The sequence below is a fragment of the Microcoleus sp. S28C3 genome (assembly GCF_036700785.1).
GTDB lineage: Bacteria > Cyanobacteriota > Cyanobacteriia > Cyanobacteriales > Microcoleaceae > Microcoleus > Microcoleus asticus.
In genome coordinates this window covers 1-24,706 of sequence record NZ_JAUBPO010000107.1, presented here as the reverse complement: position 1 = coordinate 24,706, position 24,706 = coordinate 1, and the positions used below count along the sequence as shown (strand labels likewise).

General features: G+C 46.8%; 16 protein-coding genes, 1 tRNA gene and 1 other annotated feature. Of the genes, 14 read left to right on the top strand and 3 right to left on the bottom strand.

The annotated features are described in order from the left end of the window. Positions 1-202: 202 nt before the first annotated feature. Positions 203-1,981, bottom strand: coding sequence for an EamA family transporter (locus QUA13_RS25995; RefSeq protein ID WP_333203163.1), 1,779 nt, complete (start codon positions 1,979-1,981; stop codon positions 203-205). A 355-nt stretch (positions 1,982-2,336) separates the two neighbouring features. On the opposite strand from QUA13_RS25995, the gene QUA13_RS25990 reads away from it, so the two are divergent. From QUA13_RS25990 to QUA13_RS25980, 3 genes are all read left to right on the top strand, one after another. Then, a complete protein-coding gene (locus QUA13_RS25990; RefSeq protein ID WP_333203161.1) occupies positions 2,337-2,570 on the top strand; it encodes a hypothetical protein in 234 nt (77 codons plus the stop codon). Further along, positions 2,519-5,854, top strand: a complete 3,336-nt coding sequence (locus QUA13_RS25985; RefSeq protein WP_333203159.1) for an amino acid adenylation domain-containing protein — start codon at positions 2,519-2,521, stop codon at positions 5,852-5,854. Before QUA13_RS25990 ends, QUA13_RS25985 begins: the two co-directional genes overlap by 52 nt. Positions 5,855-6,276: 422 nt before the next feature. Further along, complete coding sequence (locus tag QUA13_RS25980) at positions 6,277-7,713, top strand: PepSY domain-containing protein (protein ID WP_333203157.1); 1,437 nt, start codon at positions 6,277-6,279, stop codon at positions 7,711-7,713. A gap of 156 nt (positions 7,714-7,869) precedes the next feature. On the opposite strand, the gene QUA13_RS25975 is transcribed toward QUA13_RS25980, so the two are convergent. Further along, on the bottom strand, positions 7,870-8,979 hold the full coding sequence (locus tag QUA13_RS25975; protein WP_333203155.1) for an alpha/beta hydrolase: 1,110 nt from the start codon (positions 8,977-8,979) through the stop codon (positions 7,870-7,872). Positions 8,980-9,133: 154 nt separating this feature from the next. Here QUA13_RS25975 and QUA13_RS25970 point away from each other — a divergent pair, with 154 nt between their 5' ends. Both QUA13_RS25970 and QUA13_RS25965 read left to right on the top strand, forming a co-directional pair. Further along, the gene (locus QUA13_RS25970; protein WP_333203153.1) at positions 9,134-14,080 is read left to right on the top strand and encodes an amino acid adenylation domain-containing protein; all 4,947 of its coding nucleotides are present in this window, start codon (positions 9,134-9,136) and stop codon (positions 14,078-14,080) included. A 37-nt stretch (positions 14,081-14,117) separates the two neighbouring features. Continuing rightward, complete coding sequence (locus tag QUA13_RS25965) at positions 14,118-18,191, top strand: amino acid adenylation domain-containing protein (protein ID WP_333203151.1); 4,074 nt, start codon at positions 14,118-14,120, stop codon at positions 18,189-18,191. Positions 18,192-18,437: 246 nt separating this feature from the next. Here QUA13_RS25965 and QUA13_RS25960 read toward each other — a convergent pair whose 3' ends face one another. Continuing rightward, positions 18,438-19,811 (bottom strand): inorganic phosphate transporter, encoded by a 1,374-nt coding sequence (locus QUA13_RS25960; RefSeq protein WP_333203149.1) that lies wholly within the window; start codon positions 19,809-19,811, stop codon positions 18,438-18,440. Positions 19,812-19,878: 67 nt separating this feature from the next. Between QUA13_RS25960 and rplS the strand changes: the two genes are divergently transcribed. The 9 genes from rplS to rplL all read left to right on the top strand — a co-directional run bounded on the left by rplS (position 19,879) and on the right by rplL (position 24,518). Continuing rightward, complete coding sequence (gene rplS, locus QUA13_RS25955; RefSeq protein ID WP_172186532.1) at positions 19,879-20,262, top strand: 50S ribosomal protein L19; 384 nt, start codon at positions 19,879-19,881, stop codon at positions 20,260-20,262. A gap of 135 nt (positions 20,263-20,397) precedes the next feature. Further along, positions 20,398-20,470 (top strand) — tRNA-Trp (locus QUA13_RS25950). Continuing rightward, the gene (locus tag QUA13_RS25945) at positions 20,441-20,650 is read left to right on the top strand and encodes a hypothetical protein (protein WP_172186533.1); all 210 of its coding nucleotides are present in this window, start codon (positions 20,441-20,443) and stop codon (positions 20,648-20,650) included. Before QUA13_RS25950 ends, QUA13_RS25945 begins: the two co-directional genes overlap by 30 nt. A 151-nt stretch (positions 20,651-20,801) precedes the next feature. Next, positions 20,802-21,035, top strand: coding sequence for a preprotein translocase subunit SecE (secE, locus tag QUA13_RS25940; RefSeq protein ID WP_172186534.1), 234 nt, complete (start codon positions 20,802-20,804; stop codon positions 21,033-21,035). Next, positions 21,032-21,670 (top strand): transcription termination/antitermination protein NusG, encoded by a 639-nt coding sequence (gene nusG, locus QUA13_RS25935; RefSeq protein ID WP_172186535.1) that lies wholly within the window; start codon positions 21,032-21,034, stop codon positions 21,668-21,670. Before secE ends, nusG begins: the two co-directional genes overlap by 4 nt. Positions 21,671-21,673: 3 nt before the next feature. Then, positions 21,674-22,099 (top strand): 50S ribosomal protein L11, encoded by a 426-nt coding sequence (gene rplK, locus QUA13_RS25930; protein ID WP_006635588.1) that lies wholly within the window; start codon positions 21,674-21,676, stop codon positions 22,097-22,099. A gap of 266 nt (positions 22,100-22,365) precedes the next feature. Further along, complete coding sequence (rplA, locus tag QUA13_RS25925; RefSeq protein WP_172186536.1) at positions 22,366-23,079, top strand: 50S ribosomal protein L1; 714 nt, start codon at positions 22,366-22,368, stop codon at positions 23,077-23,079. Positions 23,080-23,189: 110 nt separating this feature from the next. After that, positions 23,190-23,362: a sequence feature (ribosomal protein L10 leader region), on the top strand. Positions 23,363-23,391: 29 nt separating this feature from the next. Beyond that, positions 23,392-23,988 (top strand): 50S ribosomal protein L10, encoded by a 597-nt coding sequence (gene rplJ / locus QUA13_RS25920; RefSeq protein ID WP_333203146.1) that lies wholly within the window; start codon positions 23,392-23,394, stop codon positions 23,986-23,988. A gap of 137 nt (positions 23,989-24,125) precedes the next feature. Beyond that, positions 24,126-24,518, top strand: a complete 393-nt coding sequence (gene rplL / locus QUA13_RS25915) for a 50S ribosomal protein L7/L12 (RefSeq protein WP_333203144.1) — start codon at positions 24,126-24,128, stop codon at positions 24,516-24,518. Positions 24,519-24,706 lie beyond the last annotated feature (188 nt).

Genomic DNA, 24,706 nt, shown 5'->3' with positions numbered 1-24,706 from the left:
GTTTTTAGCTGGCATTTTTGTAGAGATTGACTAAACTCATTTTTTATGATACCCTATTTAAAGGCACAACAGCTTATGTTAATGACTGTAGTCATAAGTCAGGTAGATTTTAGATTTTAGATTTTAAATAGGATAGAGATCAGAACCCCGACTTTGAAAAAATCGGGGTTCTGATCTCTATTATCAAGGACAAATTCTGGCCTTAACTAGCCTTCTTCTGAGGAGCCACTATGCGTTCCACACTCATAGCAGCCACGCTCAACGTCACCACAGCCATGCCGAGAATTGCCACAGGCTGCAACTTTTCATTGATAATTAGAAAACCGAAGAGTGCGGTCATTGCTGGCCCCAAAGTGCCAATTACTGACGCTAATGCCGCCCCCGCAAAGCGGATGGCAAAATTATTCAAAAGATAGCTAAACAGCGTCAGCACCCCTAAAACAACACCTCCTAAAATCAAACCAGGCCAAACATTTTGGTCGATTTTAGGAGATAAATTTTCCGACAGCGGCACCCACAAACTCAGGGACGAAAATACAAAAATCGCGGCGAAATTAACTAAACTAAAAGGAATCGGGTGCAGCTTGCCCGCGGCCATTTGCGTCAGCAATACGTAACCTGCAAAGGTAATCCCAGAAGCCAGTGCTGCAGCGACTCCCACCCCGACATTGCCACCGCCCGGAGCTGGGGCCGCAAAACTCGGCAACCCAGCTAAAATCAGACCTGCGGTAATCCCGAATATCGCAAAAAAGCCGACTGTGGTGGGGCGAGCACCAAACAAGATCCAAGAACCCAGTACGGTGACGATCGGATAAATAAAGAAAATCGTAATCGCAATCCCCGCCGGAATATTGCCGATCGCCAAATAAATCAAAACCTGAGACAAAAACAGAAAAAATGCGCTTCCTAAAACCTTGCTCCACAAAGCTCGATCGCCCGACTGGAACAACCGTCTAATATCTTTCCACACAGAAGGATACAAAAATGTCGCCAATATCGGCATCAAAGCCATCACCACGATCAGCCGCATCAACAAAATCAACAAAGAATTTCCAAAACCTGGAGTCACCACCCCCGGAAATTCAAACAAGCCAAAAACCATCCGAGGATTTTTGCCTTTAATCAGAATTCTCAAACAAACATTAAATAGCGACAATACCACCGCCGAAGACAAAGCCAGCACTAAACCTGTCTGTACTTGAGAAGCTGCTTTAGCGGTTGCTGGAGAGGGCACTGAAGAGGGTTCCGGCACGGGCTCCCGCGGCGTTTCCACAGGTGTTGGCTGCACTAATGGCGGGCGGACAGAATTAACAGAATTAGTTGATTCCTCGGGATAGGAATCTTGAGCATCGAAAGGATTCTCAAGATATTCTTCTTCTGCTTCGAGTTCTTCTCTGATGCGGTTTACGAGATTTTGTAACAGCTCTTCCCCTTGCAGTTCCAGGGTTTTCATGTTGTTGAGCCGCACGGAAAGCTCGCTTTCGTAACTGGTTAAATCTTGTTCCAGCATCTGGAAACTGCGATCGATCCTTTCATCCAGCGCCGCCAGCAACTCCGAGGCCCGTTCGTCGTAGTTGCTCGGCGGCAGGGGTATCGGGAACTCGCCGCTGGGGATAGGGCTGCTGAGAGAATGTCCCGAGTTAGCGCTGAGTTCGTTGAACCGCTGCACCAACAAATCTTGCAAATTGTGAGCCAAAACTTGAGCCAACTGCTTCAGCCACAATTGCTGCTGCTGAATGTATCGCCCAGACAGAGATTCCATTTGCTGAGACTGCAATTTGCGATATTGCTCCCGGAGGTCTTCAATATCTTCAATCAGGTGATTTTTTTCAGTTTGCAGCCGAGTAATGTCCTGATTTAACTGACCTTTGACATTTTCATGCAAAGCGTCGAGTTCTTGCATTACTGAGTGGAGGACTTCTTCTGCTGATTGTGCATCCTCTGGCTCGCCCTTTGACGAGTATACGTTCCGCTGCGCCATTAGCCCATAACCTCTAATTTAAACTGCACGTTCAGTGTTCTTAAGTATTTTGCCAAATCAGGTCGCAAGTTATAGTGAGTTGATCTAAGAGATTGCGAACACTGTTTAATCAATAGTAGTCGCTAAACTAGAAATGTGAGAAAATTGCGTGAAGCAAAGCTATCCCGCTCTTAATCGCCCCAAGAACACTTTGTGCAATTAAAAATCATACTACAGCTTGACCTCTCCACGGATTGCTCCCGGAAATTCTCGCATCTAACTCACCCGATTGCACCCGAATCACAAGCCTAAGATCCCGTTCCGCGACTAAATTTGATTGGGGGGTGGCACTCCTAGCCCCTCAACGGATAACTTGATGCTGCGGCCAGAAATCCGGTTTCTTTTGCCCGCCTTTCTCTCGCACTCCCGCACCCAGATTTATTATATTAAAGGTTCCGATCTTTTGCTCGCGAAAGTTTTAAGAGGCGATCGCACCGTCAAAAAGCCACCCCGCGCCATCAAAAAATTAACACACCTCATCCCCCAAGAGCAACAGATATGGCATCAGAAATTTATGACAATTCCTTTACAAACGATCGACAAAAACTGAATATTTCCTCAGAAGCCGAAGTCTTTGTCTTTCCGGCATCATTTGCCCAGCAGCGGTTGTGGTTTTTCGACCAATTCGCACCGGAAAACCCTTTCTATAATGTAGTAACAGCCCTGCGCTTAACTGGTTCCCTCAACTTAACAGCCTTAGAGCAAACCTTCAACGAAATAGTGCAGCGCCACGAAACTTTGCGAACGACTTTTGCAGCGGTATCAGGTCAACCAGTGCAGATAATCTCTCCCGCTTTCAAGACTAATTTAAAAGTATTAGACTTGCAAAATTTGCCACCTGAACAACGGGAAATAGAAGCAAATAAACTCGCCGCAGCAGAATCTCTTCGCCCTTTCAATTTATCCACCGGGCCGCTGATGCGAGTAACGATCCTGCGGCTGACAGAGACTGAGCATATTCTATTGCTAAATATGCACCACATAGCCTCCGATGATTGGTCGATCGGCGTGCTAATTCGAGAACTGGAGGTTATCTATACAGCTTTGATCGATCGACAGCCATCTCCGCTGCCAGAATTATCACTTCAATATGCCGACTTTGCCGAGTGGCAGCGCGAATGGCTGCAAGGTGAAGTATTAGAAACTCAGCTAGCTTATTGGCGGCAGCAATTGCACGGAATTTCAGTGTTAAATTTGCCGACGGATCGCCCTGCACCAGCTAGGCAAAATTATCGGGGAAAAACTCAATATTTAGAAGCGCCTAAAAAGCTGAAGGACGCGCTTGTAGCGCTCTCGCAGCGAGAAGGAGCGACTTTATTTATGACAGTGCTCGCAGCATTTCAAACTTTGCTTTACCGCTACTCGCAGCAAGAAGATATTGTTGTAGGTTCGCCGATCGCCAATCGCAACCGCAGCGAAATAGAAGCATTAATCGGTTTTTTTGTCAATACTTTAGTGCTGCGAACAGACTGCTCGGGAAACCCGACATTTCGAGATTTTTTGGGCCGGGTGCGGGAAGTAACCCTGGGAGCTTACGCTCACCAAGATTTGCCTTTTGAGAAGCTCGTCGAGGAATTGCACCCAGAGCGATCGTTGAATCGCCACCCGCTGTTTCAGGTGGTATTCGGGCTGCAAAATGCGCCGCTGGACGAGCTAGAATTGCCAGAATTAAAGTTGAGTCCTTTCCCTTTGGAGACTCAAACAACGCGCTTTGATTTAGAGCTGTATTTGTGGGAAGCTTCCGATAATTTTAGGAGCAGATACGGCGAACATTGGGAAGAGTCGGAAGGCCTCAGAGGCTTAGCTGTGTACAATACAGATTTATTTGATGAAGTTACGATCGCCCGAATGTTGAGGCATTTTAAAACGCTGCTGGAAAGCATTGTGGCTAATCCAGAACAAAGAATCGCTAACTTACCTTTATTGAGCGAGGATGAAGTGAATCAATTATTCAGAGAATGGAACGATACTCGGACAGATTATCCTCAAAATAAGTGCATTCATCAGTTATTTGAAGAGCGAGCCCGGCAGCATCTGGAGGATGTCGCCCTAACTTTCGACAGCCAGCACCTCACTTACAGAGAACTCAACATTCGCAGCAACAAACTGGCGCGCTACCTACAAAAACTGGGCGTGGGGGCGGAGGTTTTAGTGGGGCTTTGTGCAGAGCGATCGATCGACCTAATTGTCGGGATGTTGGCTATACTGAAAGCGGGAGGAGCTTACCTACCGTTAGATCCGAGCTATCCGCGCGATCGGCTAAACTTGATGCTGGAAGATGCTCAAGTTAAAGTCTTGCTAATTCAGGATAAATTGATTGAGAATTTCCGAGACTTCTCAAACTCGGTGATTTACTTCGATCGCGACTGGGAACACATAGCCAAAGAAAGCGCCGAAAATCCCGCCAACACCGTAACAGCAGACAACCTAGCTTACGTTATTTACACATCTGGCTCAACAGGAAAACCCAAGGGAGTTGCTGTCACCCACAAAGCAGTAAATCGGCTGGTACTCAACACCAACTATATAAAAATAGAACCTACCGATAAAATTGCCCAAGCATCAAACGCTTCATTCGATGCAGCCACATTCGAGATTTGGGGAGCCTTGCTTAACGGCGCTCAACTCGTGGGAATTAGCACAAATATTACCCTTTCGCCTCACGATTTAGCTTTAGAACTGCGTCAACAAGGCATCACCGTCTTATTTTTAACCACTGCCTTATTTCAACAAATTGCTAGAGTTTTACCGCAAGCTTTTAATTCGCTGCGCTGCTTGCTGTTTGGCGGAGAAGCCGTCGATATGAGATGGGTTAAAAAACTTCTCCAACAAAAGCCAAGCACTCAATTAATTCACGTTTACGGGCCTACAGAAAATACCACATTTTCGGCTTATTATTGCGTGCAAGACGTACCCGAAACCGCAACATCTATCCCCATCGGTCGCCCGATCGCCAACACGCAAATTTATCTCCTCGATGCGGATTTGCAGCCGGTGGCGATCGGTGTTATAGGTCAATTGTACGTCGGCGGTGACGGATTGGCGAAAGGCTACCTCAACCAGCCAGATTTAACTGCTGCTGCATTCATTCCCAATCCTTTTAGCAATAAATCTGGTTCTAGCCTTTATAAAACAGGTGATTTAGGTCGCTATTGCGTTGACGGCAACATCGAGTTTTTAGGCCGCGTTGACGACCAAGTAAAAATTCGCGGCTACCGCATCGAGTTGGGAGAAATTGAAGCGGCTTTGTGCCAGCATCCACAAGTGCGCGAAGCAGTAGTAATTGTGAGGGAAGACATCCCCGACGATAAACATTTGGTTGCTTATGTTATTCCTGACGGCATTAATGAAAAATTAGAAATTCCAAATCTCAAGTCAAGTGACTTGCGCCAATTTTTGAAAGAAAAGTTACCAGGATATATGGTTCCTGCAACTTATGCAGTGTTGGAAAATATGCCACTGACGCCTAATGGCAAAGTAGACCGCCGCGCCTTGCCCGATATAGATACAGACAGCGAGGATATAACAGAAAATTATGTAGCGCCTCGGACTGAACTCGAAAAGGCGATCGGGAATATTTGGGCTAAAGTTTTGGGAAAACAGCAGGTTAGTATCTACGATAATTTCTTTGAACTAGGGGGGCATTCCCTGCTAGCAACTCAGTTAATTTCTCGCATCCGAGATGCTTTGCAAGTTGAGTTATCGGTCAGCAATTTGTTTGAGGCTCCGACTGTGGCGAGTCTGGCAAAATACATTGAAACAATGCGCTGGGCCGCGAAAGGTTTGGATACTCCCATAACCGACGAAAATGAGCGCGAAGATGTGGAATTTTAAGGCCTTACATAATTGCGGGAGGATTTTGATTGTTTTGTGAAATTGGCATCCGGGAGCATCTCACTTTTGAAGCCAAGCTAGAAATCTAAGTTTTGAGGCAGGAGGCAGGAGGAAAGAGGAAGAAGGAAGGAGCCAGAAGAAGTGTTTTTACAAATATGATATGCTCCCGGATGACAACCCTCCTCAAACCCTGATCGAGTAAAGATTGAGCATCGCTTATGCTAAAAAAAGATAGGCAGCCTTAACTGAACGGTATTGCAATATACTGGTCTTTAGTTACTTTCCCTGTTGAATAAATCTTCATTATGATTACTGACGGCTAAAGACTTCAGAAGCAGCAACTCTGTTTAACAGCCTGTCTTTTGACATTTTTCATACTTGTGTAGCATAATGGTTTTTTCTCAATATTTTGGCAAACGACAATGAGTAAATTGAACAGCGTTTTGAACCCTTCACTGGTTGCTGAAACTCCCAGTAATCGTTTTTATCGCACCGTTTGGCGATGGCACTTCTATGCAGGCTTGTTTGTTATTCCTTTCATGCTGATTTTGTCAATCACAGGCATCATTTACCTGTTTAAACCGCAATTAGATGCTGCGATGTATCACCAGAATATGTTTGTGCAGCCTGCGGATGTGGTGATGCCTTATACTCAACAGGTGGCAGTTGTTCAACGAACTTATCCTGATGCCAAAGTAACAAAATTTACGCCGAGCGTTGCGTCTAATCGTAGTGCTGAAGTGACGCTCGCGACTAAAGATGAAAGAACACTAGCCGTTTTCGTGAATCCTTATACGGCTAAGATTTTAGGCGATCGCGATGAAAATAATAATCTCCAAGCGATCGCACGCAAGATTCACGGCGAACTGATGATCGGAAAATTGGGAGATTATTTAATAGAGCTTGCTTCCTGTTGGGGACTGATTTTGCTAATTACCGGATTATATCTATGGTTGCCTCGCGGCAAAGTAAATTTTTTAGGAACATTAATTCCGCGTGTGTGGAGCCAGAATAAGCGGGTATTTTGGCGGGACATACACGCCGTTTCGGGATTTTATGGCGTATTGCTAATTGGCTTTCTCATCATTAGTGGACTACCCTGGACAGGTTTTTGGGGACATACCTTCGCTCGTTTGTCGAGTCACTATCCTGCACAAATGTGGGATAACGTGCCTCAATCGACAACACTCACAGGCTCACTCAATCAACAGGGCAATCTAATTGTGCCTTGGGCAGTAGAGCAATTACCAATTTCCAAATCTAGTCAGCCTAGAGAGGAGCATCATTCAGGACACAACGAAATTATCAGGGAAACTCCTGCTGGTACGTCCGTAAATCTAGATTCTGTTGTAACTTTAGCTCAAGCAAAAGGCGCACCCCCTGGGTTTAGTGTTAGTTTTCCAGAATCCCAAACGGGTGTATACACGGTTTCGGCATTTCCCAATAATCCGGCGCAAGAAGTCACTCTGCACATCGATCGATACAGTGGCAAAGTGTTAGCAGATGTGCGGTGGAAGGATTACGGGTTAATACCCAAAGCCGTAGAAATGGGAACTTCCATTCACATGGGCAAATATTTTGGATTGAGCAATCAACTACTGATGTTGTTTGCAGCGTTAATTGTGATTGTGCTTTCAGTCAGTGGTGGGGTGATGTGGTGGCAGCGTCGTCCGAAAGGGACGGGTTGGCTCGGTGCGCCTGCAATGCCCACCCATGTTCAGGGATGGAAAGTGCCACTCGCAATCGTTGCTGTTTTAGGGATTGCCTTCCCGCTTGTAGGACTTTCACTCGTCACCGTTCTGCTGTTGGATTATTTCGTGTTGGCTCGTATTCCTGCCCTCAAGCGCATTTTCAGTTAAAGGTCGGAGGGTGACAAAGAGGTCTAGGAACTAGACCGAATCAGTGCGTAGGTTGGGCCCGGAGGGAACGAACCCTCCGTTTCACTCCACCCAACATTTTCGCTACAATTTTCCTTAACCCAAGCGTATTGAAATATGGTGCGCCTAGTACGCCGATTACACTATTTCAGTGCAGAATGCCCTGACAGCTTCTGCAAACTGCTGGTTATGTTCCATTAATGCCATGTGTCCTCCTCGCTTGATAGTAACTAGCTCTGCTTGAGGTAATTCTGCTTTCATCCGCAGGCTGGCTGGGGGGGTAGTGGCAATATCTGAATCGCCGCATATCACCAACACTGGAATGTCAATCGATCGCAAAGTTTTTGTTTCATCATATTTGAGCATTCCCAGCGTGCCGCGAGCGAGAACGCCGGGAGAACCCAAGGCTGATAAGAAAGCTGAGAACTCTAATTGACCGCGCGTTTCAGTGCCTTTAAATCCCGATAATTCTACACTGATGTGCAGTGAACCATTGAGATAGCTCAGCCAAGTCATTCCCCACATAATGGGTTCAAGAGCTGCGGTGAGGTAGAGCAGAGGTTGGAGCAGCGGCTTCTGCAAAGCGCGTAATAAACCGCTAAAAATAGCAGTTTTCACGGGATTAGTATAAGTCGTATCTACCAGAATTAAACCAGCTACTCGACTACCGAGAAGTTCTGGGAAAAGCCGACTGAATGTTAGAGAAATCATGCCGCCCATGCTGTGTCCGAGTAGGATAACAGGTTTATTTCCTGCTATGGCAATGACGGCTTCGAGATCGCGGGCAAATTTTTCTAGGGAGTAGTCGCTGTTTTTTGGTCGAGTGGATTTTCCCAGACCTGGAAGATCCCAAACAATCACTCGGAAGCGATCGCTTAGTTGCCGTTTCGCGTAATACCAAACCATACTGTTCGGCCCCCAACCGTGCGAGAGAATAATCGGCTGTCCGTCCTCTGGGCCGTAGAATTCTACTTGTAAAATAGTGCCATCAGGCCTCTCTATCCGCTCAACCGTACCCGTCCGCGTCGGCTTCGGTTCGTCAGCACCGGGGCGGCGGAACAGCGGCAAACTGATAAAGCGGCCGCCAACAGACCAAAGAACCATCAACACTCCGCTGACTAAGTAGGAAATCCCTACAAGTGCGCCGATGTACCATTCATAAATAATGTATATACCTCCGCCAAGTACCCCGACGGATAGCAGTCCTACCAGCCATAGGAACAGGAAATTGAAGGGCATGAATGGCATAAGCTGAAACCTTGGGTAGAATTTGGGTTGCGAATTCAAACAGGATCATACTCAGGTTAGGCCACAGTAAGCAAGCGATCGGTTAAGCTCTTAATTTGTGTTCTGGTTGAATTTCTTTTATTGATTTGCCCAAGTAATGACAGGATGACTCAAAATGCCCGATCCAAAAATATCGAGCTCATCGCCAAATGCCAGAGATTCTGTCACGGTTGAGTTAGTTGAGTTTTTATCTTACCTTCGCAGTCTAGATATTAATATTTTTGTTGAGGGCGAGATCCTGCGCTGCAACGCTCCCGAAGGAATTATTACACCCGAACTGCGCGCCGAAATTTCTCAGAAAAAAGCCGAAATTATTTCCTTTTTAAAAGCAGCTAATCGTACTTCTAGTTTTACTCCTACACCGATTGTTCCTATGGGGCGGGACGGAAATCTACCGCTTTCCTTTGCACAGCAGCGCTTGTGGTTTCTCGACCAATTAGTCCCGAACAATCCCTTCTATAATGTTCCCGCAGCCTTGCGTTTGACAGGTTCGCTCAATTTTTCGGCGCTGCAACAAACCTTCAATGAAATTGTGCGCCGCCACGAAGCTTTACGCACGACTTTAGCAGTAGGTTCGGGGCAACCTGTTCAGAGAATAGCTGCTGCTTTCCACCTCCCGATTAATGTAGTGGACTTGCGAAACTTGCCAAAGGAATCTCGACAAACTGAAGCAAACAGGCTCACCGCTGAGGAAGCTCAACGCTCTTTCAACTTGTCGAATGACTTGTTGCTGCGAGTCACATTATTGCAGTTAGATGATGCGGAATATTTACTAATGCTGAATATGCACCACATTGTCTCCGATGGTTGGTCTATCGGAGTGCTTATTCAGGAATTAGGCGCGCTTTACACGGCATTTGCTAGCGAAAAACCTTCGCCTTTACCGGCTTTGTCGATCCAGTATGCTGATTTTGCCAAATGGCAGCGCGAATGGCTGCAAGGGGAAGTTTTAGAAACGCAGCTTGCTTACTGGAGACACCAGTTAAACGGCATTTCTATGCTAAATTTGCCTGCGGATCGCCCCAGGCCAGCAATTCAAAGTTACCGAGGCAAAAGGCAATTTTTGCAACTGCCAAAACAACTGAGCGAGGCTTTAGAAACGTTGAGCCAGCGCGAAGGAGTGACGCTGTTTATGACAATGCTGGCAGCTTTTAAAACGTTGCTTTACCATTACGCCCAGCAAGAAGATATTGTTGTAGGTTCGCCGATCGCCAATCGCAACCGCAGTGAAATTGAAGCATTAATCGGTTTTTTTGTCAACAGTTTGGTGCTGCGTACAGATTTGTCGGGAAATCCAACTTTTCGGGAACTTTTAAACCGAGTCAAAGAGGTAGCATTAGGAGCTTACGCTCACCAAGATTTGCCGTTTGAGAAGTTAGTAGAAGAACTGCACCCCGATCGCGCGTTGAACCAAAATCCCTTATTTCAGGTGGCGTTTGCGCTGCAAAACGCGCCGGGGAATCGGTTAGAATTGCCAGAATTAACACTCAGCCCGCAGCAGTTAGATGTGGGTACAGCGCGGTTTGATTTGGAGTTTCATTTGTGGGAGCGATCGCCCAACAGCTCGGGAAGCAACCAATCGCCCAGCAATAAGCTGTGGGTTGATAGCTCTCTGGGCATCAGCGGCATGGTTATTTACAGCGCCGATTTATTTGATGAAGCTACGATTACGCGCCTGATCGGGCATTTTCAAACCTTGTTAGAGAGCATTGTGACAAATCCCGAACAGCGAATTGCCAACTTGCAATATTTGAGCGCCCCAGAGCGCTATCATTTGTTAGTTGAATGCAACAATACTCAGGCGGATTATCCGCAAGATTTGTGCATCCATCAGCTATTTGAAATGCAGGCAGATCGGACACCGGATGCGGTGGCGCTGGTATTTGGAGAGGAGCGAGTCACCTATCGAGAGCTAAATCTCCGCAGCAACCAATTAGCACGTTATCTGCAAAAAATGGGGGTTGGGGCGGAAGTTTTAGTCGGGCTTTGCTGCGGGCGATCGCTCGATCTGATTGTGGGGATGTTGGGTATCCTGAAAGCGGGAGGAGCTTACTTAATTTTAGATCCGAGCTATCCTGCTGAGCGATCGAGCTCGATCGTAGAAGATGCTCAAGTGTCAGTATTGCTTACCCGCCAGGGAATTTATTCCCTGTCTAATAGCGAAAGTCGTCTAAAGACGACTGAAGGAGGACAAGTTTCCAGTCGGCTGAAGCCGACTTCAGCTATGAGCCAGGGAATTTATTCCCTGGTGGATGATGGCGAAGTGCAAAATTTAGAAACACAGTCAAATGATAAAATTCACCATCCAAGGGTTGTTTTTCTAGACACAGACTGGGAGATGATTTCCCAAGAAATCGCCGACAATCCCACCAGCGCAGTCACAGCCGAAAATCTGGTTTACGCGATTTACACCTCCGGGTCCACGGGAAAGCCGAAAGGAGTGGAAATTGAGCACGGGAGCTTGTTAAATCTCGTTTTTTGGCATCAAAGAGAGTTTGGGGTGTCAGCGGGCGATCGAGCAACGCAAATAGCAGCGATCGGCTTTGATGCTTGCGGGTGGGAAATTTGGCCTTATCTCGCCGCGGGATCTAGCATCTACTTTCCAGAAGATGACATCAGGCGAGATCCTGAAAAACTGCAAAACTGGTTAGTATCAAACGCCATTACAATTAGCTTTTTGCCAACACCTTTAGCCGAGAAAGTTTTGCTATTAGCTTGGCCTCAAACAACAGCGTTGCGAATCTTGCTCGCAGGCGGCGAAAAACTGCAACAACATCCTTTAAAATCCCATCCATTTAAGCTAGTAAATAATTACGGCCCAACCGAGAATACCGTCGTCACAACTTCCGGTTATATTCCTGTAACAGAGCAAACAGACATCGCCCCGATAATTGGCCGCCCCATTGCTAACACTCAAATCTACATATTAGACAAATATTTGCAGCCAGTGGCGATCGGCGTTGTTGGCGAATTGTACATCGGCGGAAACGGACTCGCTCGCGGCTACCTCAATCTCCCAGATTTAACCGCAGAACGCTTTATTGTCAATCCTTTTAAACCAAATTCAGGAGAGCGAATTTACAAAACCGGCGACTTAGTGCGCTACAGAGCCGATCGCAACCTTGAATTTTTAGGACGCATTGACGAACAAGTAAAAATTCGCGGTTTCCGCATCGAATTAGGAGAAATCGAGACAGTATTAACTCAACATCCTGCCGTGCAGCAAACTGTAGCAATAGCTTCGGAAGATGGACAAGGAGATAAACGTTTAGTAGCTTATATTGCCCTGAATCCTGAATATAGCAGTGCCAGCGAAAAAAACCAAATAATGCAATTGCAAGACGAACAGGTTTTGCAGTGGCAAATGCTCTACAATGAAACTTACAATCAACCTGCTGTTGAGTCAGATCCAACATTTAATATTGTCGGCTGGAATAGCAGTTATACTGATCGGCCAATCCCAGCAGAACAGATGCGCGACTGGGCGAACAATCAAGCCGCCCAAATTTTAGCTTTGCAGCCGAGCCGAGTGTTAGAAATTGGCTGCGGGACAGGTTTGTTGCTGTTCCAAATTGCCTCTCGCTGCACTCAATATTGCGGCACAGACTTTTCACCTATTTCGCTCAACTATATTCGGCAGCACTTGGCAAATCAACAGTTAACTAATGTAACGCTGCTTCAGAAAATGGCGACAGACTTTGAAGGAGTAGAGACAGCAGCTTTTGACGCAGTAATTCTCAACTCAGTCGTGCAATATTTCCCGACTATCGACTATCTCGTGCAGGTGCTAGAAGGTGCGGTGAAAGCAACTGCCCCCGGCGGCTTTATATTCATCGGAGATGTCCGCAGCTTGCCGTTGCTGGCAGCTTTCCACGCTTCCGTACAACTGTATCAAGCCGAACCTTCTCTCTCTGGCGAACAGTTGCAGCAGCGAGTACAAATGCAAATTTTTCAAGAAACAGAGTTAGTTATTGAACCAGATTTTTTTAGCGCATTAAAACACCGCTTTCCGCAGATTGACGGCGTAGAAATTCAATTAATTCGCGGTAGTTATCACAATGAATTAACTGATTTTCGGTACAATGCTATTCTGCATATTGCGTCTGAAACAGCACCCCCAAAATCATCGCCAGAAGGGGAGCGGGGCGCTGAAAAACGGCTGGATTGGTCGGCTGAAAATGAGAATCTGACTGTTACCAAGGTGCAACAAATATTATTGCAAAATCAACTCGATGTTTTAAGAATTGCTAATGTGCCTAATGCGCGGGTAACGGCAGCAGTTAAGGCGGCAGAATTGCTGTCTGTTGTCGATAAATTTCCCACAGCAGGTCAGTTGCAGAAAGCGGTGGAAAAAATCGAGGATTTAGGAGTCGATCCCGAAGCGTGGTATGCTTTGGAAGTTCCGTATAATGTTAATATTAGTTGGTCTAATTCCGACAGTCAAGGGCGCTACGATGTAGTGTTTGCACGGGGCGAAACTAGAGATTTTGTGCGAGAAACCCGAAGCGATAACTTGCGTCCTTGGCGCTCTTATGCTAACAATCCCTTACAAGCTAAAGCAGCGCGTAAATTAGTGCCACAGTTGCAGGCTTATCTAGCAGAAAAACTGCCGGAATATATGGTTCCGTCGGCTTTTGTGGTGCTGGAGTCGCTACCTGTGACGGCTAACGGAAAGGTCGATCGCCTCGCTTTGCCTGCACCGGAGCCGATTAAGTTAGAATGGGCTGGCGGTTATGTTGCGCCTCAGACTTCTATTGAGGAAGTTTTAGTGAAAATTTGGGTTGAGGTTTTGGGGATAAAGCGAGTGGGTATTCGGGACAATTTCTTTGAATTAGGAGGCCATTCGCTGCTGGCGACTCAGCTTGTTTCGAGAGTGCGAGATGCTTTCGGGGTAGAGTTACCTTTGCGCCGCGTTTTTGAAGCACCGACAATTGCAGAATTATCTAAGATTGTGGAGAGTTTAAAAGAGAGCGATGCGAATATTAAAGCTCCTGCTTTAGTGGCGATTTCTCGGGACAGTCGGCGGATGAAGCTATCATCTTTTGATCGAGAAAGTAAATAAAAATTAAGGCGGTAGAACGGGTGCAATTTCGATAAATATGCAGCAAGAAACAGAAGTCTTTGTCTTCCCGGCATCGTTTGCTCAGCAGCGGCTTTGGTTCCTCAATCAATTAGCACCGGGCAATCCTTTCTACAATGTCTCAACAGCGCTCCGCTTAACAGGTTCCCTCAACTTAAGATCCTTAGAGCAAACCTTCAACGAAATTGTGCAGCGGCACGAAACTTTACGCACAACTTTTACGCTTTTGGAAGGGGAACTCGTACAAATTATTGCTCCCATTTTAACCGTATCCCTCCCCACAATCGACTTACAAAATCTCTCGCCAACTCAGCAGCAAACCGCAGCGCTGCAACTCGCAACCGATGCAGCGCAATGCCCTTTCGATTTAGCCGCCGGGCCGTTATTCAAAGTAACGCTGTTACAACTCAGTGAAACAGAACATATATTGTTGCTAAATTTACATCATATTGTGGCTGATGGTTGGTCGATTGGAGTGCTAATTCGAGAGCTGGGAACGCTATACACAGCATTTGTGAAAAATGAGCTATCGCACTTACCAGCACTGCCCGTGCAGTACGCCGACTTTGCAGAATGGCAGCACCAATGGTTGCAGGGCGAAGTATTAGAAACCCAGTTAGCTTATTGGCGGCAGCAGTTAAACGGAATTACCACACTCAATCTACCAACAGACAGGCCAATACCAGCCGTTCCATCCTACCGCGGCGCCAAACAATTTATAACACTATCACCTGCTTTGAGCGAGGCGCTAAAGTCATTGAGCCAGCAAGAAAGCGCGACTTTATTTATCACTCTACTAGCCGCTTTTCAGACTTTACTGTACCGCTATACAGGGCAAGTAGATATTACCGTAGGAACGCCGATCGCCAATCGCAACCTGAGCGAAATAGAAGCATTAATCGGTTTTTTTGTCAACAGTTTAGTGCTGCGTGCAGATTTATCAGGAAACCCCACTTTTCGGGAACTATTGCATCGGGTAAAAAACGTCGCAATGGCAGCCTACGCCCACCAAGATTTGCCCTTCGAGAAGTTGGTTGAGGAATTGCACCCCGATCGCGAGTTGAGTCGCAACCCCCTATTTCAAGTTAGTTTTAGCCTGCAAAACACTCCTGTAGCAGCGCTAGAATTGCCGGGAATTGCTGGAGAGGCGATCGACTTTGACGCGGGAACCGCCAAGCTAGATTTAGAGTGCCACTTGTGGGAAAATGCAGGAAGTATTCAAGGGCAATTTGTCTACAGCACAGATTTATTTGAAAGCGCCACAATTGCGCGCATGGCGGGACATTTCCAAACGCTGCTCGAAGCCATTGTTGCCAATCCCAAACAGCACCTCAGCGACTTGGCTTTGCTGACAGCGCCAGAATACCAGCAATTATTAATGGATTGGAATGACACTCAGAGAGATTATCCGCAAAACCAGTGTTTCCATCAGCTATTTGAAGAGCAAGTCGCGCGATCGCCCCATGCTGTCGCCGCCGTCTTTGAAAACCAGCAGTTAACCTACCGCCAACTCAACAGCCGAGCCAACCAACTTGCACATTACTTGCAACAATTGGGAGCAGCACCAGAAGTTTTAGTGGGTCTTTGTGTAGAACGTTCATTAGATGCGATAGTCGGATTGCTAGGCATTATCAAAGCAAGCGCAGCCTACCTGCCTTTAGATCCAACTTATCCTCAAGAGCGCCTTAACTTCATGTTAGAAGATGCTCAGGTGTCGATTTTGGTAACTCAGCAGCACTTAGCAAAAAACTTGACCCAGCCGGAAAATTACGGAGTTTTTTCAGTAGTGTGTTTGGACTCCGACAGAGAAATTATCGCCCGACAAAGCCCAGAAAATCCAACTACAAATATCCTACCAGAAAACCTAGCCTACGTCATTTACACATCTGGTTCAACCGGAAAACCCAAAGGCGTTTTAATCGAACATCGGGGACTCTACAACTTAGCCCTAGCTCAAATAGAAGCTTTTAACTTAAACTCAAATCACCGCATTTTGCAATTCGCATCCCTGAGTTTTGATGCCTCAATCTTTGAGATTGTCATGGCATTAGGAACCGGAGCAACACTTTACTGTGCCAAGAAAGAATCTTTGTTGCCCGGACAAACATTAATCCAATTTTTGCAGGACAATGCTATTACCCACGCTACCCTCCCGCCCTCGCTGCTAGCTGTCCTTCCAAACGCCGAACTTCCCGCACTGCAAACAATCATCTGTGCTGGCGAATCCTGTTCCCCGGATATTGTTAAACGCTGGGCTTCCCGGCGCAGATTTTTTAACGCTTACGGCCCTACAGAAGCGACAGTCTGGTCAAGTTTGGCCGAAATTGGCGATTCCCTGCGGGATAGCTTCGCTTCACGCAAAAAACCGCCAATCGGCCGCCCAATAGCTAACACTCAACTCTATATTTTAGATAAAAATTTACAGCCTGTACCCGTTGGAATTCCCGGTGAATTGTACATCGGCGGCAGCGGATTGGGGCGAGGCTACCTGAACCGCCCCGAATTAACCGCCCAGCGATTTATTGCTAATCCGTTTAGCCAGAAAGCAGGAGAACGAATTTATAAAACTGGTGACTTAGCTCGCTATTTTCCCGACGGCAATATTGAGTTTTTAGGCCGCACTGACGAACAGGTAAAAATTCGCGGTTATCGAATAGAACTGGGAGAAATTGAAGCGCTGCTGGTTCAGCATCCAGCAGTCAAAGAAACAGCGGCGGTTGCTGCGGATGATTTGTCTGGCAACAAACGCCTAGTTGCTTATGTCGTCCCCAATCACAATCAGACGCTTAATCCCGGAGAAATACGCAATTTCCTCAAACAACAACTGCCCAATTACATGATTCCCAGTGCTTTTGTGGCGATCGATTTTTTGCCCCTAACTCCTAATGGCAAAATTGACCGCCTGCGCCTACCTGTACCGGGAACTCTAACTAGCAATTCAATAGATAAAAGCTGCATTGCACCTCGCACAGCAACCGAGTCAACCCTCGCCCAAATTTGGGCCACAATCCTCAACACAGAGTGCGTTGGCATTGGCGATAACTTCTTCGATTTGGGTGGAGATTCCCTGCTCGCAATCCGCCTCATCAATGAGATTAACCAGCAATTTGAGCGCGAGTTGCCGCTGTCTGCTCTTTTTTTAAATCCGACAATAGAAGGTTTAGCAGATTCGCTATCTTCAGAAACAAATTCTCTGGAATGGTCGCCTTTAGTTGCAATTAAGCCTCGCGGTAAAAATCCCCCGTTCTTCTGCGTCCATCCCATCTTTGGCGTCGTATTTCCTTATTGCGAGTTAGCCTTTGGGCTAGGAGAAAATCAACCGTTTTACGGGCTGCAACCAAAGGGTATTGACGGCGAAAGTTCTCCGTTAACTAGCATTGAAGACATGGCGGCTGACTACATCGCAGCCTTGCGTACCGTTCAACCAAAAGGACCTTATTTTTTAGGAGGTTGGTCTTTTGGAGGTTTGGTTGCTTTTGAGATGGCTCAACAGTTGCTCGCAGCGGGGGATGAAGTGGCTTTACTTGCTGTGCTGGATACTTTAGCGCCGGTTTCTGCTAACCAACCTTCTTTTTGGGACGGTTGCAAGTTTATTCTGACTACTGTTTCGCGCTCTATCTGGCCTTTTGTAGTAGATTATTTTCGATTGGTAGCTGCTGCAGAAAATGTTCAAAGTCGCGGTATTGCTGCCAAATTTCCGAAATTAAATAAGATGCTTAATTTGGCAGCTAATTTTTTGCATCGCTGGAATTGGAAACAGGCTGTTATGGTTAGCATCCTATCTCAGGAGTCAAAAGAACGGAGCTGGCGCGAGCTGGCAATTCCCTCAATGTTTACTGTATTTCAGGCTAATAGTCAAGCAACTCTCAGCTATGTACCGAAAATTTATCCGCAGCAAATTACTCTGTTTAGATCGAGGGAACAGCTAAGCATGAGTAATCAAGATCCGACTCTTGGCTGGAGTGAATTAACGGCCCAGAAAGTAGAGGTAATTAGGGTTCCTGGGAATCATCTGACTATGCTGAGAAAACCCTGTGTCGAGGTGCTGGCTCAACAGCTAAAGCATTGCTTGGAGAAGGAATTAAGTCATTGAGTGGCCCGCGTGCTGGTGTGCCGCAACCGGGTTTGATGTGCGAAAGCGCTATTAGTCCTGAATCCGATCTTCATCTGCGTGAATCAGCGTCCATCCGTTGTCATCTGCGGTTTATATTCTCTTTTTTTAACCGCAGATGAGGGCAGATAAACACAGATTAACGCAGATGAATTAGATCGAGTCCGGTTGCACCCTCCATCCGCGATCGTTGAGTGATGACTGTTCTGAAATGCCTCAATCTAAAATCTAAAATTGTCCAATGGATTGCGCGATGCTGAAGATGATAGCACCCAAACCTGCTGCGATCGGAATTGTCACCAGCCAAGCCGAACCAATTGACAGCAATGTTTCCAAGCGTACTGTTTTCCAAGCTTTGATCAGCCCGACTCCGACAACAGCACCGACTAAAGCGTGGGATGTGGAAACTGGCAAACCGAAGCGGGATGCTAGCAAGACTGTGGTGGCTGTGGCTAATTCCGCGCAAAATCCGCCGCTTGGTTGGAGTTCGATGATCTTTTCGCCGACTGTGGCAATTACATTTTTGCCCCAGATGGCTAAACCGATGACTATTCCTGCGCCTCCGACGACTAAAATCCACAGTGGTACGCTGAAATCCTCTGAGGGAAAGGAACCTGTGCGCCGGATGTAGGCGATCGCAGCTAGGGGAGCAACTGCATTTCCTACGTCGTTGGAACCGTGGGCAAATGCTACAAAACAGGCGCTCAAGACTTGAAATCTTGCCATTTGTTGCTCGATGAGAGTGTGGGGGAGTGTCGGAGTGGGGGAGGATTTTGTACTTGGGCCGAATCCCTTATCCCCTTTTGCTTCTTCCTTCTTCCTTCTTTCTTCTTGCTTCTCAACTGATTCTAATTTTTTCCAGCTATTGAGTGTGAGGGCGATCGCAGCTATTGCCCCGATGCCAATGACAAAATCGTGAATTGGAAGATTCCAGCCAAATCGATCGTGCGCTAGGGCGATCGCCCCTGTCTGCACTAAAGCGACATTCACAACAGACGGGAGTACAATTATCCCAAATACGCTCAGCAGTGCTGCACTCAGCCAAGGTATCCACTCGCGCATTTGAGATAGAGGATCTGGCCGATCGAGAATCGAATACTTCACCACACTGTAAAATAGTGCGGCTAAAGCACCGCTGGCGATCGGTGTCGCCACCCAAGTTAGGGAGATCGTGCCGATGGTTCGCCAATCAACCGCATTAATTCCGGCTGCAACACAGCTAAAACCCGCAATCGCGCCCACCACTGCATGGGATGAAGAAACCGGCAAACCTCGACTGGTAGCGATTTGCAGCCAGATCCCGCAAGCTATCAGCACTGACACCATCCCGATTAAAAATACTTGCGGCTGAGTAGAGAACACATCTGCATTCACAACTCCTGTTGCCAGAGTTTCGGAAACTCCTTGGCCGAACAGCACTGCGCCGGAAAATTCCAGTATGCCTGCAACAATTATTGCCTGCCGCAGCGTTAGCGCCTTCGAGCCTACGGATGTCCCCATCGAGTTAGCGACATCGTTTGCCCCCAAGTTGGCGGCGACGTACAAGGCCAGTGCAGCCATTGCCCCCAGTTGCAGAAATACGACCCCAGAGCTATCTAACATAGAATTTTTTTGACATAAAACGGGCATTTCGATATATGATAAGGGATTGTGAGTTTTGGTAAATCCCATGAAAGGCGCAGAAATAATCCGTTCTATCGAAACGGAAGAAATAAATAGAGTCAAGCAAGAACTTAATAAACAACTCCCCGAAATTTACGTGGGCGACACAGTGCGAGTCGGCGTGAAAATTAAAGAGGGTAACAAAGAACGGGTTCAGCCCTACGAAGGGACTGTGATTGCCATGCGCAACGGCGGGATTAATGAAACAATCACCGTCCGCCGCGTGTTTCAGGGCGTCGGAGTGGAACGGGTGTTTTTGATTCACTCGCCCCGCATCGCCACGATCCAAGTGATGCGCCGCGGGAAAGTCCGCAGAGCAAAACTGTACTACCTGCGCGATCGGGTGGGCAAAGCTACTCGCGTCAAACAGCGGTTCGATCGCTCCCTGTAGGAATGCACCCAGCTTTCCCTTGGTTCATAGGTTCATGGGAAATTGAAAAAAATCAAAAAAAAGTTTTCCATTTACGAGCGCACTGTGTTAAAATAGAAATCTAGAGGTTAAGCGAATTTCAGCAACCTCACCTGTGCGCTCTTAGTTCAGTTGGTAGAACGCAGGTCTCCAAAACCTGATGTCGGGGGTTCAAGTCCTCCAGGGCGCGCTGAATCACCAAACTTTAAATTCTGCCCGAAAGCGCCCGGACTATTGGCTGGCAACAGTCAAAACCGCAAACTTTCGGGTAGAATTAGTTTTTGTGGGCGGTTCGCAAAAAATGCCATCAACAAATGCTCGGTGTGGCTTCTCGATCGTCGGTTTCGGCGATCGGCATTTACGCCGTTGATTGGTTGGGCTTGTAAAAAAGTCGTGGCTTTAGATTAGAGATTTGGGACTTGGGCGTAAGTGGTTAGTGTCACAAAATCTGAGAGCCGCGGGCCACTCACACCATCTAAAATCTAAAACCTAAAATCTAAAATCGCAAGGGGGATTGAATCGTGGCGAAAAAAGACGAAGCTCAAGAAACTCAAGAAATAACGGCGCCTGGGTTTAACCCTGCGGGTTTTTTTAAGGAAACTAGAGAAGAACTCGACAAAGTGGTTTGGCCCAGCAGGCAGCAGCTAATCAGCGAGTCTTTGGCCGTGCTTTTGATGGTAATCCTCTCAGCAAGCCTGATCTATTTGGTGGATAATTTCTTTAACTGGGGCGCGGGAAAGGTGTTTGGGCCATGACTTTTGCATCAGAAGAATCTGAGTATTCCACAGAAGCGACGGGACAGGCAGCATCGCCAGAGGTGCCGGAGATTGATGCTCGCTGGTATGCTGTTCAAGTTGCCTCTGGCTGCGAAAAGCGCGTGAAGGCAAACTTGCAGCAGCGGATTCAAACTTTGGATGTTGCCGATCGCATCGTTCAAGTCGAAATTCCGCAAACTCCGGCGATCAAAGTCGGCAAAGACGGTTCCAGGCGGCAGTCAGATGAAAAAATCTTTCCCGGCTACGTACTCATCCGTATGTTTATGGACGAGGATACGTGGCAGGTGATCAAGAATACCCCGAATGTAATTAATTTTGTCGGGGCAGAGCAGAAACGCCGCTACGGGCGCGGCAGGGGTCACGTCAAACCGCTACCTCTGAGTCATTCAGAAGTAGAACGGATCTTCAGAAACGCTCAGGAATCAGAACCAGTTGTCAAAGTATCGATGTCTGCTGGAGACCACGTTGTGGTACTTTCCGGGCCGTTTAAGGATTTTGAAGGTGATGTGATTGAAGTTAGCCCGGAACGAAACAAGCTCAAAGTTTTACTCTCGATTTTTGGGCGCGATACGCCTGTAGAATTGGAGTTCAATCAGGTTCAGAAACAGAACTAACTAATGGCAAAGAAAGTTGTTGCAGTAATTAAGTTGGCGATTACGGCGGGAAAAGCCAACCCAGCTCCTCCGATCGGCCCAGCCCTGGGTCAGCACGGCGTCAACATTATGATGTTTTGCAAGGAGTACAATGCTAGAACCGCAGACCAAGCGGGTCTAGTTGTTCCGGTAGAAATTTCGGTTTTTGAAGACCGCAGTTTTACGTTTATTCTCAAAACTCCGCCGGCTTCAGTTTTGATTCAAAAAGCCGCTGGCATTGCTAAAGGTTCGGGAGAACCTAACCGCAAGCAAGTAGGGACGATTACACAGGCTCAGTTACGAGAAATCGCTGAAACCAAAATGCCTGACCTCAATGCTAATGATGTTGAGGCTGCTATGAAAATTGTGGCAGGAACGGCTAAAAATATGGGCGTGGCGATCGCGGATTAAAGGAAGAAGGAAGAAGCAAGAAGGAAGAAGCAAGAAGGAAGAGTTTTCCTAGTCCAAGTTCCAAATTGCTAATCCAAAATTCCTGATTTTGAAGGTAAAATCTTCAATCCAAAATCCAAAATCCAAAATCCAAAATCGATCGATTCAGGGGGAGAAGCAAAGCTTCGCTAGGAATCGCAAATGTTTTAGATTTGAAATGACCAAAACGGCTCAATTCTAAAATCTAAAATCTAAAATCTAAAATCGACTAACCCCAAAAAATAACAATGGCAAAGAAAGTATCCCGAAGACTGCAAGAACTTCAAAAGAAAGTTGAAGAGAGACCTTACCTACCGCTGGAAGCTCTGCAACTTTTGAAAGAAACAGCAACCGCTAAGTTTGGCGAATCTGCTGAAGCTCACATCCGTTTGGGAATTGACCCGAAATATACTGACCAACAGTTGCGGACAACTGTATCGCTACCAAAAGGAACTGGTCAAGTAGTCAGAATTGCGGTGATTGCTAAGGGCGAAAAAGTTAAAGAAGCTCTGAATGCCGGCGCGGATATTGCTGGTTCTGAAGAGTTGATCGATGAAATTCAGAAGGGCATGATGGACTTCGATTGCCTGATTGCTACCCCAGACGTGATGCCGTTGGTGGCAAAATTGGGTCGGTTGTTGGGCCCGCGCGGTTTGATGCCTTCTCCGAAAGGTGGCACGGTGACGACTGACATTGCTCAGGCGATCAACGAGTTTAAAGGTGGTAAACTAGAATTCCGTGCCGATCGAACTGGCATCGTTCATGTTATGTTTGGCAAGGCAGCTTTCTCAGCGGAAGATTTGCTGGTCAACCTTCATGCTTTGCAAGAAACTGTTGACCGCAACCGTCCTTCTGGTGCAAAAGGTCGCTACTGGCGCAGTTTGTACGTATCCGCAACAATGGGCCCGTCGATCGAAGTCGATATCAGTGCCCTGCGCGATACGAAAATTGACGCTGCCTAGTACGGAATTAAGCAGAAGGCAGAAGGTAAAAGACAGCTTCGGCTGTCTGTGTAAATCTCTGACAAGACTTACACCAGACCTCGGCTAATATCTGCCTTCTGGTGATAGCCTAATCAAAAATCAATAAGCTGAAGACCGCAGGTGCCGACCGCTTAATTTCCTGCCGAGGCTGAAGAAATAAAAACTCAAGACTCAAAGATTAGAAATTTTCTATTTTTAATTCTGACTTGTTAATTTTTAATTCTCTGCCCCGGCTCGAAGGTCGGGGTTTTTGACGGGCAGTTTTCGATCCTAAAAGGAGGTGAAATAAGTATGGGCAAAACTTTAGCAGTAAAAAATGAGATTATTGCAGACCTCAAGCAAACCTTGAGCGAATCTCAACTGGCGATCGTGATTGACTACACGGGCTTAACTGTTGCTGAAATCACAGATTTGCGGCGGCGTTTGCGTCCGAAAGGCAGCAGTTGCCAAGTGGCAAAAAACACGCTGATGCGAATTGCGGTTGAAGGCAACGAAACCTGGCAGCCGATACAGGAATTGCTGACTGGTACGTCGGCGTTTGTGTTCGTGCAAGAAGATATTGGCGGCGCGATTAAAGCTTACCAAGAATTCCAAAAAGTCTCTAAGAAGACTGAACTTCGCGGCGGCGTGATGGAAGGGCGGGTACTGAAAGAAGCTGATGTTAAAGCATTAGCCGATCTGCCGTCCAAAGAACAACTCATGGCTCAAATTGCTGGCGCTATTAACGGTGTCGCAACCAAGTTGGCTGTGGGTATCAATCAAGTTCCTACTTCGATCGCTCGCGGTCTTAAAGCTTATGCTGAAAAAGACGGCGATTCAGCAGAAGTAGCAGCAGAAGCACAACCAGAAGCAGAAGCAGTAGCAGTAGCAGAAAGCGCATCTGTGTAAGTCATTAGTAATTAGTCGTGAGTCATAAGTCGTTAGTTTTGAGAAACAAACTGATAACTGGAGACTACAAACTAACAATTAATGACCAATCGAAAGTCTCAAATTCCAAATCTACAATCGAACTAGGAGTTCAAAAAATGTCTACAGCAACTGATGAAATCTTGGATAAACTTAAGTCTCTGACTTTGCTCGAAGCTTCTGAATTGGTCAAACAAATTGAAGAAGCTTTCGGCGTCAGCGCTGCTGCTCCTGTAGGCGGCATGATGATGATGCCTGGTACGGGTGGTGGTGCCGCTCCTGAAGCAGTAGAAGAGCAAACCGAGTTTACTGTCATGCTCGAAGAAGTTCCTGCTGACAAGAAAATCGCAATTCTGAAGGAAGTCCGCGCAATTACCGGTCTGGGCCTGAAGGAAGCGAAAGACTTGGTAGAAGCCGCACCGAAGGCAGTTAAAGAAGCTATTGCTAAGGACGCTGCGGAAGAATTGAAGAAACAGCTTGAAGCTGTGGGCGCAAAGATTTCTATCAAGTAGTCATAGAGTCTAGCCGACAGGTTTCAACCTGTCGCTATGAGACCTCAGTTTGCTGGTGCAGACTGAGGTTTTTTTACTCAGTTTTTGGATAATTAAGTAGGTGGGCGTAATTACAGCAGATTGCAGGTAAATAGAGTACACTGAAAAATAGTATATTAATAGCAGTAATGAAACCATTACCGATCGAA

Bases quoted from the DNA above. Each gene is read 5' to 3' on its own strand.
- rplS (WP_172186532.1), top strand. From the start codon at position 19,879: ATGAAAGGCGCAGAAATAATCCGTTCTATCGAAACGGAAGAAATAAAT.
- rplA (WP_172186536.1), top strand. From the start codon at position 22,366: ATGGCAAAGAAAGTATCCCGAAGACTGCAAGAACTTCAAAAGAAAGTT.
- rplJ (WP_333203146.1), top strand. From the start codon at position 23,392: ATGGGCAAAACTTTAGCAGTAAAAAATGAGATTATTGCAGACCTCAAG.
- QUA13_RS25995 (WP_333203163.1), bottom strand. From the start codon at position 1,981: ATGGCGCAGCGGAACGTATACTCGTCAAAGGGCGAGCCAGAGGATGCA.
- QUA13_RS25970 (WP_333203153.1), top strand. From the start codon at position 9,134: ATGCCCGATCCAAAAATATCGAGCTCATCGCCAAATGCCAGAGATTCT.
- QUA13_RS25990 (WP_333203161.1), top strand. From the start codon at position 2,337: ATGCTGCGGCCAGAAATCCGGTTTCTTTTGCCCGCCTTTCTCTCGCAC.
- QUA13_RS25960 (WP_333203149.1), bottom strand. From the start codon at position 19,811: ATGTTAGATAGCTCTGGGGTCGTATTTCTGCAACTGGGGGCAATGGCT.
- QUA13_RS25980 (WP_333203157.1), top strand. From the start codon at position 6,277: ATGAGTAAATTGAACAGCGTTTTGAACCCTTCACTGGTTGCTGAAACT.
- rplL (WP_333203144.1), top strand. From the start codon at position 24,126: ATGTCTACAGCAACTGATGAAATCTTGGATAAACTTAAGTCTCTGACT.
- QUA13_RS25975 (WP_333203155.1), bottom strand. From the start codon at position 8,979: ATGCCATTCATGCCCTTCAATTTCCTGTTCCTATGGCTGGTAGGACTG.
- QUA13_RS25965 (WP_333203151.1), top strand. From the start codon at position 14,118: ATGCAGCAAGAAACAGAAGTCTTTGTCTTCCCGGCATCGTTTGCTCAG.
- QUA13_RS25945 (WP_172186533.1), top strand. From the start codon at position 20,441: ATGTCGGGGGTTCAAGTCCTCCAGGGCGCGCTGAATCACCAAACTTTA.
- rplK (WP_006635588.1), top strand. From the start codon at position 21,674: ATGGCAAAGAAAGTTGTTGCAGTAATTAAGTTGGCGATTACGGCGGGA.
- nusG (WP_172186535.1), top strand. From the start codon at position 21,032: ATGACTTTTGCATCAGAAGAATCTGAGTATTCCACAGAAGCGACGGGA.
- QUA13_RS25985 (WP_333203159.1), top strand. From the start codon at position 2,519: ATGGCATCAGAAATTTATGACAATTCCTTTACAAACGATCGACAAAAA.